Source organism: Nostoc sp. DedSLP03 (assembly GCF_034530815.1).
In the GTDB taxonomy this organism is placed as follows: domain Bacteria; phylum Cyanobacteriota; class Cyanobacteriia; order Cyanobacteriales; family Nostocaceae; genus Nostoc.
In genome coordinates this window covers 1-18,438 of record NZ_JAVRCK010000074.1, presented here as the reverse complement: position 1 = coordinate 18,438, position 18,438 = coordinate 1, and the positions used below count along the sequence as shown (strand labels likewise).

Below are 18,438 nucleotides of genomic sequence, written 5' to 3'. Positions count from 1 at the left end.
TCTGAACTCGGAACTTCAGCCTTTGAACTCGGAACTTCAACTTCTGAACTCGGAATTTCGACCTCTGAACTCGGAACTTCAGCCTTTGAACTTGGAACTTCAGCCTTTGAACCCGGAACTTCAGCCTTTGAACTTGGAACTTCGACCTCTGAACTCGGATTCAGTCACTTTACTGCTACTCAATCATGAGAACTCAGCACTGTTTTTGCAACGTCTTCTCTAAACTGAAGACTGGCTTTTGTTGCCCGCGTTTTCGCAATGTGACGGTAGCAGCCCCAAGTCCAAGCAATGCTAAACCTAATGCTGAACTAGGTTCTGGTACTTGCCTTCTGCCCTCTACGTTTAGCACTTGGACGCGACCTTGGAAGAAATCGCCCACATACAGCTTGCCATCTTTGAGGGTTGTGCCACCAGTCCAGTTAAATCTGCCTGGTGTGAGGTCGAGGGGATTGCCAAAAGGAGGGCCAGTTAATGCTGGAGGCGGGACTAGCTTGCCTGATGCATCTAAAGCTGGTTGACCGTAGGAAGTCAAGAACTTACCGTTTTTATCAAATACCTGAACGCGGCTGTTGATAGAATCAGCTACATAAACATTCTCTTGGTCGTCCACTTCGATGCCAATTGGCTGAAGAAGTTGTCCAGGGCCGCTACCTGCTGAACCAAATGCGTACAGAGGTTTACCACTTGGATCGAGTACTTGAACGCGGTTGTTATACTGGTCAGCTAGAAAGATATTTCCACTGACTGGGGAAATTCTTATACCCGCTACACCTTGAGTTTCTCCTAGTGCAGTGCCCAGAGTGCCGCCAATGACACCAATTTGCTTTCCGTCAGGTGTGAATTTGAGGATTCTTTCGCCGTTAAAATCACCTACGTAAACGTTGCCAGTCTTGTCAAAAGTCACACCAGATGGCCCAAAGAAAATCCGATCGTTTACACGAGGGGTAAAATCTCCGTTTGCAAAGGATCTAATAAAGTTACCCTGAGGATCGAATTGATTGATGCGGTTGTTGTAAACATCACCTGCATACAAATCCCCTGTTACGGGATTAAAATCTACAGTTGTTGGCTCGTCAAACTGTCCGGGCCCTGTGCCGCCAGAACCAATTGCTCCAATATACTGACCGCTTGGACTAAATTTTTCAATTTTGTCACCGAGATTGTAGTTAGGAGTACCATCCGGGTTAACACCGCGTCCGTTAGCTATGTAGGTATTCCCCGAATCATCTACCGTTATCCCTTGGGGAACAAAAAGCTGCCCTGGCCCGAAGCCAGGACTGCCGATACTTCTGTCGTAAGTTAATGTTACACCTTTGGCTTGGGCTGCTGTTGCCAAGACCATCAATCCAGTACCGAGAATACCGATTGACAAATTTTTGACTAATCCCATGAGTTTTAAGTCCTGGTTGTATGAGGTATACTTTTTCCTAGACTAATTTTGTTCCCCGTCCTAGTTTGGGAACTCTGAAATTTGGGCTGCTGCCTCTTGTTGGAAATGCAACTTTCTCTTTTGGGCAGCAGCCTATTCTGTAAGCTTTACCTGGTGTCAGGTAAAGAGGGATTTAGACAGTCTCTGCTTCGGTTAGCAATTCACCCAACTTGTGTTGGCGTTTGCGCTTGGCGTAAGCAGCAGTTGCGCCTACACTAGCAAGTGCTAATAAGCCGACTACTGAACCAGGTTCAGGGACTTTTTGTACACCATCCACCCGAACAACTTCCCCGCGTTCTGGGCCGACACCGCGATTGGTAATATAAATCTTGCCGTCAGGGCCAATATCAATTCCATCAGCCGAATCTAGCCCTTGACCTGCTGCAACAAGCGTTGTGCGAGTGCCATCAGGAGCAACTTGGATGAGAGATCCAGGTAGATTTGTGATGTCACCCCCTAACTGGGACTTGTCGCTGAACTGTAAAACCAGCAAATCGCCTTTTTTATCGAAGGTTAGGTCGGTGATATGCGTAAAACCATCGAGAAAAACTTCTGGTTTTTGATCGTCGCCAATGCGGAAAATCCGTGATTTACCTTGTGGATAAGGAAAACCTGTATATTCGCCAACGTATAAAGCTCCATCGGGGCCAATTGCGCCACCTGTAGGTACTGATTGAATTGCGATTTTTCCTCCTGGAAGCTCCTCTAATAGCCCAGGAGGTAATTGTAATCCTGGTGGCAAATCTGACTTACTAATAATATTTTTAGGAATTGCGATCGCTTCGGACTTGCTGCCATCAAGCTTGATTTTATAAGCAGTGTTCCCGCCGCCATCAACCACATAAGCATTATCACCATTAACAGTCAGGTCATAGGGATTGGTAACTACATCCCCTTTGTCTGGATTTTTGGTGATTTCATTCTTGGCAAAGTCAAAAATACTGCTGAGAGATCCCGTGGTCAAGTCAGCTTTATACAGTTGTCCTAGAAGCGGCGTATTCAAAACTTTATCGGGTGTTGATGGCGGGAAAGTTGCAAGTTGCTGTGGTGGGAGTGGGAATTTAGAACCAAGGTTAAGTGTTGCTAGATCGCGGTTTCCTGGATAACCGGCAAACCCTGTCAGCAGATAAGCATTCCCTTTAGAATCGAATTGTATGTCTTCAATACCAGCGCCTTGGTTGCCGGTGGGTTGCTCTGCTAAAGACTGAAAGTTATTAAGTAGACGCTGTTTTGTGCCGTTTGGTGAAACTTTGACTAATGAACTAGTATTACCAGCACAGATAGGCTGAAACAACGTACTCGGAGATGGTTGGCAATTTCCGTTACCGCCGATACCTGGCTCTGCTACGTAGAGACTACCGTCAGGGCCGAAGCTAACACCCCGTGCATTACTGATTCCATCGACAACTGTCGTTAGCGTTGCAGCTTGTGCAGATAGTGTTCCACAAATAGCAGTAAAACAAAATGTAACAGATGTAAGAGCAAATGACTTGAGTTTCATACCTTTGGAGATTGAGAGTTAAATAATTTGTTTGGGGAAACTTTTATGGTTTTAAAGACAACGAATTGCAGTCTTTGAGGAACGCAAAATTGGTTTGAAACTCTTTATTTGAGCGCCACGACTCTATTTATGGGAGGTTTGGTAGCTCTTTCTTTTTGTGCAACCAACCAATGCCCAAAGCAGCGATCGCTAATACGCCTAAAGCAGAATCAGGTTCAGGAATAGACTTGGTATTTTCAATTTTGAGAACTTGTCCAAATCCTGGGCGATCGCCTCGGTTGGTAACGTATACTGCACCATCAGCACCAATAGTCAGGGCGCTAGGCGACTCTAATCCATTGCCACTCAGAAGAGTTGTGCGTGTGCCATCGGGAGCTATTTTGATTACAGAACCATCAAAATCACCCTTCCAAGCTGACTGATTGGCGTACTGCAAAGCATACAAATTGCCCGCAGGATCGAATTGCAAGTCTGTAAGTTGGGTAAAACCATCGGCGAAGACTGATGATTTCCCATCAGCACCGACTCGATAGATTTTTGCACCACCTTCTGGGAAAGGGAAACCAGTAAATTGGCTGATGTAATAAGCACCATCAGGCCCTTTTGCCACACTTGAGGGTACTGGTTGAGTTGCAAACTGCGATCGCACCGCTTCCCCTTGAGATGGAACCTGTGCAGGTTCATTGGATGGGGTATCAGAAGGTGGAAAGATGGGATTAGTTAATATGTCTTCGGGAAAGGTAGTAAGAGCTTGCAAATTACTACCACTAGTATTAACACTGAGTAAGTCGTTTGCACCTGCATCAGCTACAACTAACTTATTGCCATCTATTACAAAGCCCAAGGGATTGCTACCGACATCACCACCATCGGGATTATTGGCAAGTTCATAGTTAGCTAAATCTGCAACACTCGTCCAGGAATTGGTCTTAAAGTTGGGAGCAATGATTTTACCGAGGTCAGTGTAACCTAAATTGCGATCGCGAAAGGTCGGATTCGCCCCATACCCAATCAGAACATAAGGTTTACCTTTTGGATCGAATTGGATATCACGAGGGCCACCGGCTCCAGTACCATCTGGTAATGCTATAGAAGGAAGTCCTGTAAGTATCCGCTTGGTCTTACCATTCTCAATTTTGCTAACTGCCCCACTTGTGCCATAGCATAAAGAGTCACCTTGACCGCTTGCTGGTGGGACACAACCGCCACTTCCCCCAATTCCCGCCTCTGTAACATAAAGATTACCATCAGGACTAAAGCTTAGTCCTCCGGCATTATATAGACCGTCGGCGATTACTGAAAAGGATGCAGCTGAGGCAGCTTTGATTCCAGAAAAAGCGGCAATACAAAAAGTTAGGAAGGTAATGGTAAGTTGTTTCATGTTTTGTCCTTTGTCATTTGTCATTTGTCATTTGTTAGTTGACTAATGACCAATGACTAATGACTATTAACTAGCTCCTCTTGAGTTTTTGGTAGATAGCTCATTCCTCGGTCAAATGATTTGAGGTTGCCAGCTTTGGCTTCGAGTAAACGTTTGATGTTCATGCTCTCAGCGCCAAAGTCTTCAATTTGAAGTTTGCCGTGGCTTACGGTTCCATCTGTTTTCCAAAATGTGATTCGATGTAGGATGAAACCAGAGGCTTCGGGATCGGCGAAAGCGTAAGCGGTTGGGATCAGTAACGCTACAGAACGCTGATAATATTCGTAATCTGGATAAAAATGTTCTTGTTCAAGTAAGTAGTATTTACTCAAAGAATGAACGCGCACAGACACTTTTACTTTTTGATCGTATTCATCTTTGAATTCGCCTGAATCAGAAGTAATATCGCCATTCGGTCGCAGTAAATGTGCCCATTCATCTATATTTTTTAAGTCTTTTAAGTATTCAATGCCGATTTCAATTGGAGCATCAACATAGATAGTGTCTGTATCGATAAAGTGGCTTCCTTTAGCTGCTGAGGTCAGACCAGCTTTGCGTTCCAAATTACCTTTGAGAGAACGACATTCAGAAGTGTGTACTGTATGAATTCCCTGCATAATCATCTGAGTCTGCCGTTTGGGATCGACAAAGCTCAACCAGTGAAAATACACGCCTTTTTCATCTGTTCCCGGCTCTATGTAGTCGGTGGGAAATAGCAAGACAGGATAAACCTGAAAATATTTCTGATACTCTAATCCACAGTGCCACTCAATGCCGTAGAAAAGTGGATTTTCTAATTTTTTAACGTGATAATAGAGATTTTTGTGATAACCAGATGCAGATCCGAGCCAAGTATCTTCGTCAATTTGCTCTTTCATCCGGCTATAAAGCGTCCATTCATCCAAGTTTTTTAAACTACAAAGATACTCAAAAGCGCTTTCTGGAGAAGTAGCAATATATGCTGATGTAGCAAAGGTATTTTTTTCCATTATTCACTCCTTAAAATAATAATTAAGCTGCGATCGCTGTAGTTTTGCTTCGCTTAATCTTGTCGATCCGGTCTTCTGCTAATCGTCTGGCAGCATCGTTAGTAGTAACTCCTTGCTCTTGAGCAATCTCAAAAATTGCTAATAGCGTGTCATAAATGTTATGCACTTGCTTGAAAGCTTTTTCTTCGTCATAACCAATCATTTCGTTGTAAACATTAATTAATCCTCCAGCATTAATTACATAATCAGGGCTGTAAAGTATCCCTTTCTTGGCAAGCATTTGACTATGTAGTTGCTCATTTTCTAATTGATTATTAGCTGCACCAGCAATAATCGCAGCTTGTAGAAAAGGAATTGTATGACTATTAAGAATTCCTCCCAAAGCACAAGGAGAAAATATATCTACATCAAGCGAGTAAATTTCCGATGGTTCTACAACGGTTGCGCCAAAAAGCCGTTTTACTTCTTCCGTTTTTGCTGGATCTACATCGCTAACAAAAAGCTGGACATCATGCTCATGTAAGTGACGACAAAGATTTTTACCGACATTTCCTAAGCCTTGAACTGCAACTTTCATCCCATCAAGTCTTTTGCTCTGCCAACGAGATTCTACAGCGGCTTTAATTCCGAGAAAAACTCCTAGTGATGTTATGGGAGCAGGCCCGCCAGATTTTTCTGATACCCCAACAACATATTTTGTTTCTTGACTAATTGTCCGTACATTGTCAGGAGTAATATTGACATCTTGTCCGGTAATAAAACGCCCATTCAAACTATCAACAAAACGTCCATAAGCTCTTAACAGTTCGTCTGTCTTATTTTCAGGATTAGCAATAATTACTGCTTTTCCTCCACCAGCCGGAATATTGGCACAAGCAGCTTTATAAGTCATTCCACGACTCAGCCGAAGTGCATCTTTTAAAGCAGCTTCTTCGTTAAGATAAGGCATGAGTCTTGTCGCTCCCATCGCTGGGCCCAGGGTTGTGTCATGGATAGCAATAATTGCCTTAATTTCCGGATTTTTACCATGACAAAAGAGAACTTGTTCGTGACCCATTTCTCTAACAGTTTCAAATAGCAGCATCTTGTCCTCTTGAGATTGGTTGGAATTGTTTAGAGAAAGTAATAAGCATTACAAAATGTAAATATATAGACATAAAACTACTCTCGAACATTAAGATTAGATGAAGTAAAGAAAAGACTTAAGTTTAAAAAAAGAAGTTTTAGATTCCAGTTTTTTGAGCGTAGTTTTTGACTCAAATCAAGCTTTTGTCGCTTCTAAACTCATCCTTTCTCTTTTAGTGAGTCAACTAATCAAAACTGCGTTGTAGGTTCTGCTTGATTGCAGTGTTTTAGTGTCTATAACAATTGAATGAGATTGCAAACTTTTAAAATCAAACCATTGGAAATGAAATTTGCTTGGCTGGATTTTTCGCGGCACTTGATTTAATTCCTTGTGCTGCCAAACTCTTATTACGTCCGCCAGAAGGTGCTGGGCGATCGGCATCAATCACTACATCAATGAGAAAAGGAATATTTGATGCGATCGCTTGTTGTAATGCGGCTTCAATATCTGACTCTCTGACCACAACGATCGCTTCTGCTCCCATCCCACGAGCAATCATCGCAAAGTTTGTTGGTGGCATTGTTGCATCTGCGCCCTTTAATCCCAAGATTTTCATCCCTTGATGGCACATGTTGTAACGCGCATCGTTGAGTACAATCCAGATTGCCGGAATTTTGTATTTCACGGCTGTGCTGATTTCGTTATTCATCAGCATTGCGCCATCGCCGACAATGCCTACAGCCTTGCTTTTGCTTGCCAGTGCTGCACCCAATACTCCGGTGACGGCGTGACCCATTGCGCCAACTCCGGTGCTGACTCGGTAACGATTGGCTTCGGAAAATTGGAGTAGATGCGTTGACCAAGTAAACGAGTTACCACACTCCGCCATGACTACGGCATCGGTTTCTTCAACAACGATCTTTTGAATTGCTGCCATCAAGACTTCTGGCCGCACTGGATAATCTACCTCTATAGCAGGTTCAATTGCTTTGTGTTCTGGACGAGGTAGCGACATAGTGGAATCGGGAGCATCCGGCAATTGCTGCAACAACTCTTTCACAAAAGCTTTAATATCAGAGCGAACTGGGAAAGTTTCAACGTGAGGATAGGCTACACCTGGCACTTCTGGGTCAATATCTACATGGACAAAACCTCCTTTTGGAACTAGCGCCGAACTCCAGAAAGAAGTCGGTTCGCCAAGACGGGTTCCTAATACGAGTGTGCGTAGTGGAGGTTGCTGTTCCATATAAGTTAAGACGGAAGCATGACCGCCTAAACCTGTAACACCCACAAATTGGGGATGATCTTCAGGGAAAATACCTTTACCGCGGGGCGAACACATAACGGCTGCCCCAGTTTTTTCAGCCAGTTCAAGGATTTCTTCTGCTGCGTCACGCGCACCGAAACCAACCCAGATAGCAAAGGGGCCGGATGATAATAACTCTACAGATTTAGCGATCGCTTCTTTGGAAGCAGTCATCGCAAACGGAGTAATATCTAGCTGGGGTAAAGCTATATTCTCAACTAAACTTGTCTGCACACTGGTGGGAATGCTCAAATGGGCGACAAATCCACCTGGTTGCGCCATCGCTAATGCAAGTTTACGAAAAATCTGCGGTAGTTGAGCCGCAGATTCAATCGTGACTGCATAGTTGAATAACGCTCCTGGGGTAAAAATTCCTCCACTGGGCAATGTGTAAGTGCTGGTTTCTTGAATAGCCCAACGTCCACGCTGCGGTGCTGAGGTGCAAGCCGACAACAAAATCACCTTTGCACCTTCACCACGAGCTGCAAATAACCCAGTGAGGGCGTTAGTGATCCCCGGCCCTGCTGTGGTAAAAACTACAGTCGGGCGATTATTCGCAAAGTAAGCTTCGGTGGCTGCAAAAGCTGCTCCGGCTTCATGGCGGAAGTTCAACACCTCTATGCTGCTATTGGATAGCGCACCCCAAAGGCTGGCCATTGCGCCACCTGCGACACCAAAAGCGTAGCTTACTCCCAAATTTTCTAACATTTGAGCGATCGCATCGGCAACTGAGAGCGTTGGGGCTGTTTCATCGTTTAAAAAAGGCTGAATTCCCCCATTATTCTCCGATTCATCAAGCTGGCGGGAGTCAGACACAGATTCTGCATATCTGTTTGCTGGAAGTTCTTTGTATGGCTCAGTGGTGATGAGAGGATTTGAACCAGTATAGTTTTGACTCATTGGTTTCAGGTAATTTTAGAAAGTTACACAAAAGCTTTTTAGTTTACAATCACAGCGCTAGAAATATTTAATACAAACAACTCTGTTGTTTACTAAAGCTATGACCTGGCTTAGACGATAGTAGAAATGGTCGATTGCTGCTGATTGATGCTTGTGAGCGCAGTACCAAAAAATTTTGACCAAAAGCATACAACAGTTGAAGCTGTGCTTCTTAACGGTAAGAATAAAGGAGATGAAGACTGTGGTGCAATCAAAAATCTTTTGATGGGGGTGTCAAATTTTTCGCTTCTATGATGATGACTATAGTGCTTAAATAGATTGGCAAAGAAAAACTAAGTTATATAAATGTGTATAAAGTAGCAACTAACCTTAATTTAACTACGTCTCATAATCCTTACAAAACTTTATATACCTTGCTTTAATAACACCGATCTAATTAATAAACGCCTGGTGAAATTTTTGTCCGCGACAATAAAAACCTAGTTTGCAATGAAAAATCTTTTGATTTAGTTGTCAATTCTTTCGCTTTTTTCAGTGATTGTAACATTTGCAACTGAGTCACTTAAAACACCGATATTTTACGTAAGCATCCCAAGAGCGGCACATTACCAAATTTGCAATGAAAAATCTTTTGATTTAGTTGTCAATTCTTTTGCTTTATTATTTACACAATTTTTTATCTAAATTAAGCATGAGGCGATTTAGCGGTCTTTATATTGCCACCAAAAACTCTTTGAGTCAATTATTTGTAACGATAAAGACATTATTTTTTTACTTTTTATATTTAATTTGAAAGATGACAAAGCATTCAAGACAGAAATATTTTTAAAAAAAGTGTTTTTGATAATACATAAATCAGCACTATATACTTAATATACGGTAGCAGACTTTATTCTTGACAAAAAATATACAATGTAGTGTTTTACTTTGTACGTATATTGCCAATACAAATGTACTTCTTACGACAGATGACTAAGCATATTCTTCTATAGTTAAATTCCTGAGAAGGTAGGTTAAGATAAATTAAGAAAAATAAGTTGATGAGTTGAAGTTTATTGGTTTAATCCAGACCCACTACTGCAAATTTATTTCATTTATGTTGAAAATCAAACTACTCTATACGAGTAGTTCGCCAAAGTTCTTGGTAAAGAAAAGCTTAAAGCAGAAAAATTCTGATTCTTTAACTTTTTCTCAGTGGAAACCCAAGAATTTTAGATTAGTGAACTCTTGTAGAGACGTAGCAGTGCTACATCTCTACAAAGGTTATTAATAAGCATGATTAATTTCACTAGATATCTGGTAGATATCTATTAGTTAATTCCGGTGCAGGAATAGTTGAAATTGAAAATATCTTTTCTATTTATAGATTATATATTGACTAATCTAGATTTTATTATCGAAATTTTGTGATTATTTTAGAAAAATTTTTTGAAGTCAATAATATTTTCTAAAATCTTTAGTTTTTTTAGGTAAATTTGGTTTAATAATTCAGAGATTACTGGTATAATAAGTTTTGTTAATTTAGTTAATAGTATTTTTTATAGATTAACTCATTTTATTTTTTAACAGCCGAACAAACAGTATACCAAAGATTTTAGGAAGTTATGACTCTTAACTCATTAATGGGCATAGTGCTAATTGATTACCAGGAGGAAGTAAGAATATGAATTCTGGCGAATATACATTAGCTAGATCGAACAATCAATGGGCATTACAACCAGAAATAGAGATGAAGTTTGCTCACTTTCTAATAAATCACGCTGTAGATGCTGCCTTCTGTTTAGGAGCAAACGCCCAGTTTCTTTACGTCAACGATGCCACTTGTCTGATGACTGAGTATTCCCGTGAGGAATTACTTTCTATGAGTCTGCATGATATAGATGTAGATTTTGCTCTGCACAATTGGTCAGATATTAGCTCACAGGGTTCTCTTACCTTTAAATCTCGCTATCGGACAAAAAAAGGTCGGATATTTCTAGTAGAAATATCCATGAACTATGTAAAACATCAAGATATGGAATTTGGCTGTGCCTTTGCTCGTGAGAAAACTGATGAAATAGTAGAATTAAGCTTGCAAAAGTGGACTGATGGATTAAAAGATGCCAAAGACAATTTGCAACAAGAATTTTCTCAACTCAAGGACAAAGAAGTAGAACTAGAAACATCTCTTTCTTTACTTCGCTCTACTCTTGAGTCTACTGCTATTGGTATTGTTGCAGTTAACTTTGAGGGAGATATTCTGAGCTTGAATCAGAAATTTGTGGATATGTGGCAGATCCCAGAGTCTCTAATACTATCTAAGAAATGTCCTCGATGCAAAGCATTTTTTGAGAACCAACTTAAAGATCCACAAGCCTTTAGTCGGCTGATTTGGGAAGTGTCTAGCCAATCTGATTTCGAAAGCTACGACATTTTAGAGTTGCAAGATGGGAGAGTTTTCGCCCACTATTCTAAACCTCAATTGCTTGAGGGTAAAATTATTGGGAGAGTGTGGAGTATTTGGGACATTACTGAATCGAAACAGACTGAAGAAGCATTACGACTGAACGCAACTAGATTTCGGACATTAGCCGAAACGACAGATGCCGGTACTTTTCTAATTCAAGGTACGCGGCTTTGCTATGTAAATCCGGCAGTAGAGCAACTCACTGGCTATACAAAAGATGAACTGCTAACAGGTTTCGATCTTCGCCGACTGATTAAGAGCAAAAAACGCAGACAAGTACGTAAGCAGGATGAAGCCGCTGATTTTGAATACCAGGAGATAAATATTTTAACAAAAAACGGCACGGAGCGCTGGCTAGCTTGTGCAGTTGCCAAGCTTAACGGAGGGCTGGATTTTGGGGGAAAACCAGTCGAACTAATTGCAGGTATCGATATTACTGATTACAAATATGCAGAATTAGGGCTTAACCAAGCTTTAGAACAAGCCAAACAACTTAGCGAACTTAGAGCGCGTTTTCTTGCTATGGTTTGCCATCAATTCCGAACCCCACTGAATATTGTGTCATTTTCTAATAGTTTACTGAAAGAAGAAGTAGACAAACGTACACAGAAGAAAATCCAACCATTACTCGATCACATTCAAAAAGCCACCGAACAATTGAGCCTGATGTTGGATGATATTTTGTTCTTCTCGAAAGCAGAATCAGCAAAATTAAATTTTGAACCAAAACGGCTTGAATTAGTTCAGTTTTGTCAGGATTTAGTTGCACAAATGCAGATGATTGTTAGTCAACAAACAATCAATTTTGTCAGTCAAGATAAAACTCTAACAGCTTATATAGATAAAAAATTGCTAGAGCCGATTTTGAAGAACTTGCTTGATAACGCGATTAAGTATTCTACCTCAAATCTAGCAATTAACTTAGAACTATCTTGCCAAAATGAAAAATTAATTTTTCAAGTAAAAGATAGGGGGATCGGTATTTCAGTAGTAGATCAACAACGAATATTTGAGCCATTTTACCGTGGTAGTAATATCGATCATATACCTGGCACTGGACTAGGACTATCGATTCTTAAAACCCTTGTGGATTTACATCATGGTCAAGTTTCTGTAGAAAGTGAAGTTAATGTCGGCACTACGTTTACTGTAATGCTGCCATTAATCAAATCAGAGTTGACTTGTTCCGAGTTATGAGTGTTGAAATGAAATAGTTGTTAATTAACTAACTTAACGATCATAACTCTCGGAACAAGTCTATTGAGATACTCACCAAAAAGTCTAGTAATTAGCTTCTGCAAAAATTGATTGTAATAGAAAATTATGTACGAATCGTCAAAGAAAATTCTCGTCATTGAAGATGATAGCGTCACCCGTAATCTTTATTTAAAGGGTCTTGAGGCTAAAGGTTTTGATATGACAGGCGCTCAAAACGGTCGTGTTGGTATCCAACAAGCACAAAAGGATGTACCCGACTTAGTTATTTGCGATATCACGATGCCCGATATGGATGGCTATAGCGTTTTAAATACACTACGCCAAGATCCTGTGACAGCAATTATTCCTTTCATTTTTCTGACTGGTAGTAGTACTAAAGCAGATGTTCGCAAAGCTATGGAATTGGGAGCAGATGATTATCTTACCAAACCCTCGACACTAGAGGAATTGCTCAGAGCGATCGCTACTCGCTTGGAAAAACAAGCTAATCTTCAATACTGGTGGTCTAAGAAATTTGAGAAAGCTCCAAAAACATCAGCATTTACAGATAATACTACAGCGATCGCTGCCGATGTTGCCGTAGCCTCTGATAAAGAAGTCAACATTCCTCCTAAGTCAATCTTTCCCAACATTCCGCAATTAAAAGAAGTTTTCGACTTTATTGAAGCCCATTATCATCAAGGAATTACTTTGTGTGATGTGGCTGTTGCTGTTGGTTACTCATCGGCTTACTTAACTAACCGAGTCAAGGAGACAAGTGGAGAGACTGTAAACTGCTGGATTGTCAAACGCCGGATGGCGGAAGCTTGTTTTTTACTCCAAAATAATAATCACACAGTCGAGAAGATAGCGAAAGCATTAGGCTATCAAGATGTGTCTCATTTTTCCCGTCAGTTTCGCCAACATCACGGTTTACCTCCTCAAGCTTGGCGCAAAGAGCATCAGCTTGTATCGCAAAAACAAGTGAAACTGTGGTGAAAGTAGATTTTATACAAATAGTTGTGTAAACTCATATATTAAATCCACCCTACCTTTACGTAACATGGCTGGATCTAATCTTTCAGTAGTATTACAAGTCATCAAGACAACTAACCGTTGCTGTATCTGAATACCAGAGTCATCAATTACACTCTGATACAAAGTACCATCTAGCAAACTCAGAATGTGTTCGGTTTTGTTATTGTATTGCGCTACCTCCGAAGCACGATTTTGCGCTAGATTATCAGCTTCGTTAATAACGATACAGATACGCTCTATGTAAGTTGGCGGCACAAAATTAGCGATCGCATCATGATCTAAAATAAAAATTACATACGCTAAAGGTACAAGAATTTCTTTTGCTACTGCTTGTGTCCAGACTGTTTTACCAGTACCTGGTTGCCCATGTACAACAACAGCTAACTGGTTTTGATTTAAAATCGCTTGCTGTACAGAATCAGTAAAGTTTTGGATATCTGCGGGAAATGTCCGAATGGCAAATTGACTATGAACTTTGCCTACACGACTTTGATATCCACTCAACATCACTGCTAAGTCGTAAGTTGCTTTGTTAATTAGTGGCGCGAGATTTTTTGCCATTAAACTATATTGTCGTCGCCCGCGATCGTAGGCATCAATTTGCAACCAAATGTCATACTTAGACCAGTAAGCGTAAACAGTATTAATAACGTCTAAGCGTTCCCAGCTAATAAATTTATCTATCGGAAAGTAAAAATCTCTTTCTGAGTAATACTGGGTAATAATATCAGGATTACCTAATACACCTAAAACTCGCAGTACAGTAATTTCTTGCAGTCGATTTAAAACATAATCAATAGGAATACTACTGCGACTAACAAATTGGACAATAGGTGTTTCCGTACTCAAAACATCTTTGTAGCGATGATCTGGTGATTGCGGATCTGGCGTGATGTAATTCCAAAACTTTTCAACTTCGTAGCGGGTATTATCAGATACAACACTTAATAAATTAGCCCACCAAGCATAATTATTTCGTCCTAAAACATCAGCAATATTACTTGCCAAATTCAAACTTTTTTGACTTAATTCGCGGGAGTCACTGTACAACAGTTGCCATAAAAATCCCCAGTCTAATTCTCGATTAAACGGTCGCCAACCGCAAGCAAGTAAGCTTTGCCGAGTATTATTTGTAGGAGTGCCTTCATTGCTTCTAAAATAGTCAAAATCCATATTTATCGGTTATGCAGCGTTAATTTAGTTATTTTGTGTTAGAGGATGTTTTAAAAGTCATGATTGATGTATCAAATATTTTCTACCCCACCCTAACCCTCCCCGTATGTATTGGGGAGGGAACTAGATTTTTTTCATGTTTCCCCCCTTTACAAGGGGGGATTAAGGGGGGTAACAATGTGATTTTAATCACAGCCAACCACTTTTCAAACAACCTCTTAAGTAGGAAGTTTTGAAAATTTTTTCTCGTAATCTTAACTAATTGCGTGCAAATGGTAATTTTATTTCCACTGTACTAGCGAGGAAGTCTTTTTAATTTAACTCATTACTATTGTAGCATAGTATGCTACAAAATAACTACTTGCGTCAACTTTTTTGACAAACCAATTGGTAAGTGAGTGTTTACTTTTAGCGATTGATTTATCTACACAACTTATCCATCTGTAGATGAGGACTTACAGCAGATTTTAAGTTGATGAAGTACACAAGCTAGTCTGAAGGTACAAAGCTTGTTTTACTTTACTTCTGTTAGCGCAACAGAGCGTAGCCCATTCTAACTCCTGTATTCTGACTCCTGAATTCTGCTGTATATCATGTCTGTGGATATTTTTCAGAAGGTTTTATTTGCTGTTTACCTAGCCAGTCTCGAAAGCTGGAATGATAAAGACTGTAATGGGTTTTTGAGGCGATTGGTTTTTGCTGTAAGAACTCTAGCCAATTTTCTAGCACTTCTTCAACTTCATACTCATCAGTATCAATGATTTGTGCGATGCCTGCGGCGGGCTGTGCCAACGCTTCCACTGATGTTGCTTTTTGCTGCTGTATTAAAACATTTAACACATCTGTGCTATGTTCCGTCTTTTGTTCGGATGGAAACATTTTGTGTAAATGCTGCTGATAATATGCCTCTAAACCAGGCGGGAGTCGATCGCACTCGAAAGATTCCGGGTAGAAATTTTCTAAGATCGCACCTACAATCTGGCTAACATACATAAAATTATTTTCGCTCAAAGTGGTGAGGCGATCGCTAAATTCTTCTTCATTAATCTGGTGATTACTCAACCAAGATTTAAGACTTGACCTCTCCCCCAACCCCTCCCCTTGTAGGGGAGGGGAGTAATCTTGTCCCCCCCTTCCCTCGTAGGGAAGGGGGGTTAGGGGGGTTAGGTAATTTTGAATATACGCTTGAATATCCCGCCGATTTTCTTCTGGATAATCTGCTAAATCAAGACTTTGCGACGGCGTTTCAATTAATAAACCCGACTTGTCCCGCAAGAAAGGTCTACGAGTGAGGAGGAAATAGACCTTATCCGGGAGATAGCGGGGGAGATAAAACAGATTTGTACCAGATGGTTGGCTGTTGCGGTCAATGCAATTCAACCCATCAATGGCAATTATCAGTTGTTGATGAGGTTCTAACTCATCGCTGATTTGCTGAAGAAGACTAGAGAAAAACCAACTTCCCTCTGTGGCGTTATCAGGGAGAGAGGTGTAATTAAGCGAGTATTGATTAATGAGTTGCGTGCAGATATTTATGAGAAATTCGTCAGCACGATTTTTACCCTCAAGTTCGGCATTGTAATAAATAACTTGAGGATTGTTTGTCACATATTTGGCGAGAATGGCACTTTTACCGCTACCAGGTGCGCCAATGATAGTGAAGTAACCGTGGCGATGGCGGTGGAGAAAGTTGTTAATAGCTGTGAAGACAAATTCACGACCGACAAAGTTTAGGCTTTTGGCTTGAATAATTTGCTCAAAATCTGTGGGATGTCCTCTGGAATTGATTTTTGTTGGTGGTTTGGGTGGTGAATTCATAATTGTGAGGAATAATTATAAGATGAAGCAACAGTGGAGGCAGTCATGACTGTGCAGTTATTAAGACGAAAATTCACGGTTGAGCAATATCAGAAAATGATTGAGTCGGGGATTCTCACACAAGATGACCGAGTGGAACTGATTCGGGGAGAGATTATTGATATGTCGCCTATTGGAACAAAACACGCTGCTTGTGTGAAACGGTTAAACAAACTCTTGTCTCAGAAGTTACGGGATAGAGTTCTCATTGCTATTCAAGACCCTGTGAAACTGAACGATAACTCACAACCACAGCCAGATGTAGCATTACTCAAACCCCGTGATGATTTTTACGCCACTGTACACCCCCAACCCCAGGATATTTTTTTATTAATTGAAGTAGCTGATTCAACTATCGAGTATGACCGGGAAGAGAAAATCCCTTTATATGCACAAGCAAACATAATTGAAGTTTGGTTAGTAGATATTAACGAGGAAATTGTGGAAGTTTATCAACAACCAACAGCCGCAGGATATCAGCTTATGCAAAAGTTCGCTAGCAGTCAAACTTTATCAATTAAAGCCTTAAGCGATGTGAATATTACCGTCAATGAAATCCTTGGCAGATAAAATTACTTCTCCTTTGATTCCTCTGTTATTCCTTCAAGGCGCAAAAAATGCACTCTACCTGATTGTTCACCTGCTACGATTGTCATGCGATCGGGTGCAACTGCACAGCAATTCATGGAACTTTCCCCTGTGAAGGTAGCAATGACCTCCCCTGTTGCCAGATTCCAGACTTTGAGGGTCTTGTCATAAGAGGCAGAAATTACCTGTTGCCCATTGGGGGTAACGGCGACGGCATTTACCAAGGAACTATGACCATTGAGGGTGAATAGTTCCTCCCCTGTTGCCAGATTCCAGACTTTGAGGGTCTTGTCATAAGAGGCAGAAATTACCTGTTGCCCATTGGGGGTAACGGCGACGGCATTTACCAAGGAACTATGACCATTGAGGGTGAATAGTTCCTCCCCTGTTGCCAGATTCCAGACTTTGAGGGTGTTGTCATCAGAGGCAGAAATCACTTGTTGCCCATTGGGGGTGACGGCGGCGGCTTTTACCGAGTTACTATGACCATTGAGGGTGAATAGTTCCTCCCCTGTTGCCAGATTCCAGACTTTGAGGGTGTTGTCATCAGAGGCAGAAATCACCTGTTGCCCATTGGGGGTGACGGCGACGGCATTTACCCAGTTACTATGACCTTTGAGGGTCAATATTTCTCTTCTGGTAAGCAGATTTTTAATAAAAGTAAAAAATCCTTCTTTTTCTGTTGCCAGATTCCAGACTTTGAGGGTGTTGTCACGAGATGCAGAAATCACCTGTTGCCCATTGGGGGTGACGACGACGGCATTGACCGAGTTACTATGACCATTGAGGGTGAATAGTTCCTCCCCTGTTGCCAGATTCCAGACTTTGAGGGTGTTGTCATGAGATGCAGAAATCACCTGTTGCCCATTGGGGGTGACGGCGACGGCATTTACCCAGGAATTATGACCATTGAGGGTGAATAGTTCCTCCCCTGTTGCCAGATTCCAGACTTTGAGGGTGTTGTCATGAGATGCAGAAATCACCTGTTGCCCATTGGGGGTAACGGCGACGGCATTTACCGAGATACTATGACCATTGAGGATGAATAGTTCCTCCCCCGTTGCCAGATTCCAAACTTTGAGGGTGGAGTCAAGGGAGGCAGAAATCACCTGTTGCCCATTGGGGGTGACGGCGACGGCTTTTACCCAGGAATTATGACCATTGAGGGTGAATAGTTCCTCCCCTGTTGCCAGATTCCAGACTTTGAGGGTGTTGTCACGAGATGCAGAAATCACCTGTTGCCCATTGGGGGTGACGGCGACGGCATTTACTGAGTCACTATGACCATTGAGGGTGAATAGTTCCTCCCCTGTTGCCAGATTCCAGACTTTGAGGGTGTTGTCACGAGATGCAGAAATCACCTGTTGCCCATTGGGGGTGACGGCGACGGCATTTACTGAGTCACTATGACCATTGAGGGTGAATAGTTCCTCCCCTGTTGCCAGATTCCAGACTTTGAGGGTGTTGTCACGAGATGCAGAAATCACCTGTTGCCCATTGGGGGTGACGGCGACGGCATTTACTGAGT

The 18,438-nt window shown here is 41.5% G+C and carries 13 protein-coding genes; 4 read left to right on the top strand and 9 right to left on the bottom strand.

The window, feature by feature from the left end:
• Positions 1 to 189 (top strand): hypothetical protein (locus RM368_RS27965; RefSeq protein ID WP_322697072.1); only part of this gene is annotated, 189 nt, incomplete at its 5' end.
• 4 nt (positions 190 to 193) lie between these two features.
• On the opposite strand, the gene scyF is transcribed toward RM368_RS27965, so the two are convergent.
• The 6 genes from scyF to scyA all read right to left on the bottom strand — a co-directional run bounded on the left by scyF (position 194) and on the right by scyA (position 8,611).
• A complete protein-coding gene (scyF, locus tag RM368_RS27960) occupies positions 194 to 1,390 on the bottom strand; it encodes a scytonemin biosynthesis PEP-CTERM protein ScyF (RefSeq protein WP_322697071.1) in 1,197 nt (398 codons plus the stop codon).
• A gap of 172 nt (positions 1,391 to 1,562) precedes the next feature.
• On the bottom strand, positions 1,563 to 2,930 hold the full coding sequence (locus RM368_RS27955; RefSeq protein ID WP_322697070.1) for a ScyD/ScyE family protein: 1,368 nt from the start codon (positions 2,928 to 2,930) through the stop codon (positions 1,563 to 1,565).
• A gap of 127 nt (positions 2,931 to 3,057) precedes the next feature.
• Positions 3,058 to 4,335, bottom strand: a complete 1,278-nt coding sequence (locus RM368_RS27950; protein WP_322697069.1) for a ScyD/ScyE family protein — start codon at positions 4,333 to 4,335, stop codon at positions 3,058 to 3,060.
• A gap of 32 nt (positions 4,336 to 4,367) precedes the next feature.
• A complete protein-coding gene (scyC, locus tag RM368_RS27945) occupies positions 4,368 to 5,339 on the bottom strand; it encodes a scytonemin biosynthesis cyclase/decarboxylase ScyC (RefSeq protein ID WP_322697068.1) in 972 nt (323 codons plus the stop codon).
• A 22-nt stretch (positions 5,340 to 5,361) separates the two neighbouring features.
• Entirely contained in the window at positions 5,362 to 6,423 is a 1,062-nt protein-coding gene (gene scyB / locus RM368_RS27940) for a tryptophan dehydrogenase ScyB (RefSeq protein ID WP_322697067.1), read from the bottom strand.
• Between the two features lie 310 nt (positions 6,424 to 6,733).
• The gene (gene scyA / locus RM368_RS27935) at positions 6,734 to 8,611 is read right to left on the bottom strand and encodes a scytonemin biosynthesis protein ScyA (RefSeq protein ID WP_322697066.1); all 1,878 of its coding nucleotides are present in this window, start codon (positions 8,609 to 8,611) and stop codon (positions 6,734 to 6,736) included.
• 1,663 nt (positions 8,612 to 10,274) lie between these two features.
• On the opposite strand from scyA, the gene RM368_RS27930 reads away from it, so the two are divergent.
• Together RM368_RS27930 and RM368_RS27925 are read left to right on the top strand one after the other, a co-directional pair.
• The gene (locus RM368_RS27930; protein ID WP_322697065.1) at positions 10,275 to 12,254 is read left to right on the top strand and encodes a scytonemin biosynthesis sensor histidine kinase; all 1,980 of its coding nucleotides are present in this window, start codon (positions 10,275 to 10,277) and stop codon (positions 12,252 to 12,254) included.
• Between the two features lie 126 nt (positions 12,255 to 12,380).
• Positions 12,381 to 13,253, top strand: a complete 873-nt coding sequence (locus tag RM368_RS27925) for a response regulator (RefSeq protein WP_322697064.1) — start codon at positions 12,381 to 12,383, stop codon at positions 13,251 to 13,253.
• 9 nt (positions 13,254 to 13,262) lie between these two features.
• Here the strand turns inward: RM368_RS27925 and RM368_RS27920 are convergent, their stop codons facing one another.
• Both RM368_RS27920 and RM368_RS27915 read right to left on the bottom strand, forming a co-directional pair.
• Positions 13,263 to 14,465 (bottom strand): AAA family ATPase, encoded by a 1,203-nt coding sequence (locus RM368_RS27920; protein WP_322697063.1) that lies wholly within the window; start codon positions 14,463 to 14,465, stop codon positions 13,263 to 13,265.
• Between the two features lie 591 nt (positions 14,466 to 15,056).
• Positions 15,057 to 16,283 carry an ATP-binding protein gene (locus RM368_RS27915; protein WP_322697062.1) on the bottom strand — a complete coding sequence of 409 codons (1,227 nt, stop codon included), beginning with the start codon at positions 16,281 to 16,283 and terminating at the stop codon, positions 15,057 to 15,059.
• 45 nt (positions 16,284 to 16,328) lie between these two features.
• Here RM368_RS27915 and RM368_RS27910 point away from each other — a divergent pair, with 45 nt between their 5' ends.
• Positions 16,329 to 16,892: a Uma2 family endonuclease gene (locus RM368_RS27910; protein ID WP_322697061.1), complete on the top strand. Its 564-nt coding sequence runs from the start codon at positions 16,329 to 16,331 to the stop codon at positions 16,890 to 16,892.
• Positions 16,893 to 16,894: 2 nt separating this feature from the next.
• Here the strand turns inward: RM368_RS27910 and RM368_RS27905 are convergent.
• A partial coding sequence (locus tag RM368_RS27905) for a WD40 repeat domain-containing protein (RefSeq protein ID WP_322697060.1) occupies positions 16,895 to 18,438 on the bottom strand: 1,544 nt, incomplete at its 5' end.

Coding starts and splice junctions, on each gene's coding strand:
- scyF (WP_322697071.1), bottom strand. CDS start 1,390: ATGGGATTAGTCAAAAATTTGTCAATCGGTATTCTCGGTACTGGATTG.
- RM368_RS27955 (WP_322697070.1), bottom strand. CDS start 2,930: ATGAAACTCAAGTCATTTGCTCTTACATCTGTTACATTTTGTTTTACT.
- RM368_RS27950 (WP_322697069.1), bottom strand. CDS start 4,335: ATGACAAATGACAAAGGACAAAACATGAAACAACTTACCATTACCTTC.
- scyC (WP_322697068.1), bottom strand. CDS start 5,339: ATGGAAAAAAATACCTTTGCTACATCAGCATATATTGCTACTTCTCCA.
- scyB (WP_322697067.1), bottom strand. CDS start 6,423: ATGCTGCTATTTGAAACTGTTAGAGAAATGGGTCACGAACAAGTTCTC.
- scyA (WP_322697066.1), bottom strand. CDS start 8,611: ATGAGTCAAAACTATACTGGTTCAAATCCTCTCATCACCACTGAGCCA.
- RM368_RS27930 (WP_322697065.1), top strand. CDS start 10,275: ATGAATTCTGGCGAATATACATTAGCTAGATCGAACAATCAATGGGCA.
- RM368_RS27925 (WP_322697064.1), top strand. CDS start 12,381: ATGTACGAATCGTCAAAGAAAATTCTCGTCATTGAAGATGATAGCGTC.
- RM368_RS27920 (WP_322697063.1), bottom strand. CDS start 14,465: ATGGATTTTGACTATTTTAGAAGCAATGAAGGCACTCCTACAAATAAT.
- RM368_RS27915 (WP_322697062.1), bottom strand. CDS start 16,283: ATGAATTCACCACCCAAACCACCAACAAAAATCAATTCCAGAGGACAT.
- RM368_RS27910 (WP_322697061.1), top strand. CDS start 16,329: ATGACTGTGCAGTTATTAAGACGAAAATTCACGGTTGAGCAATATCAG.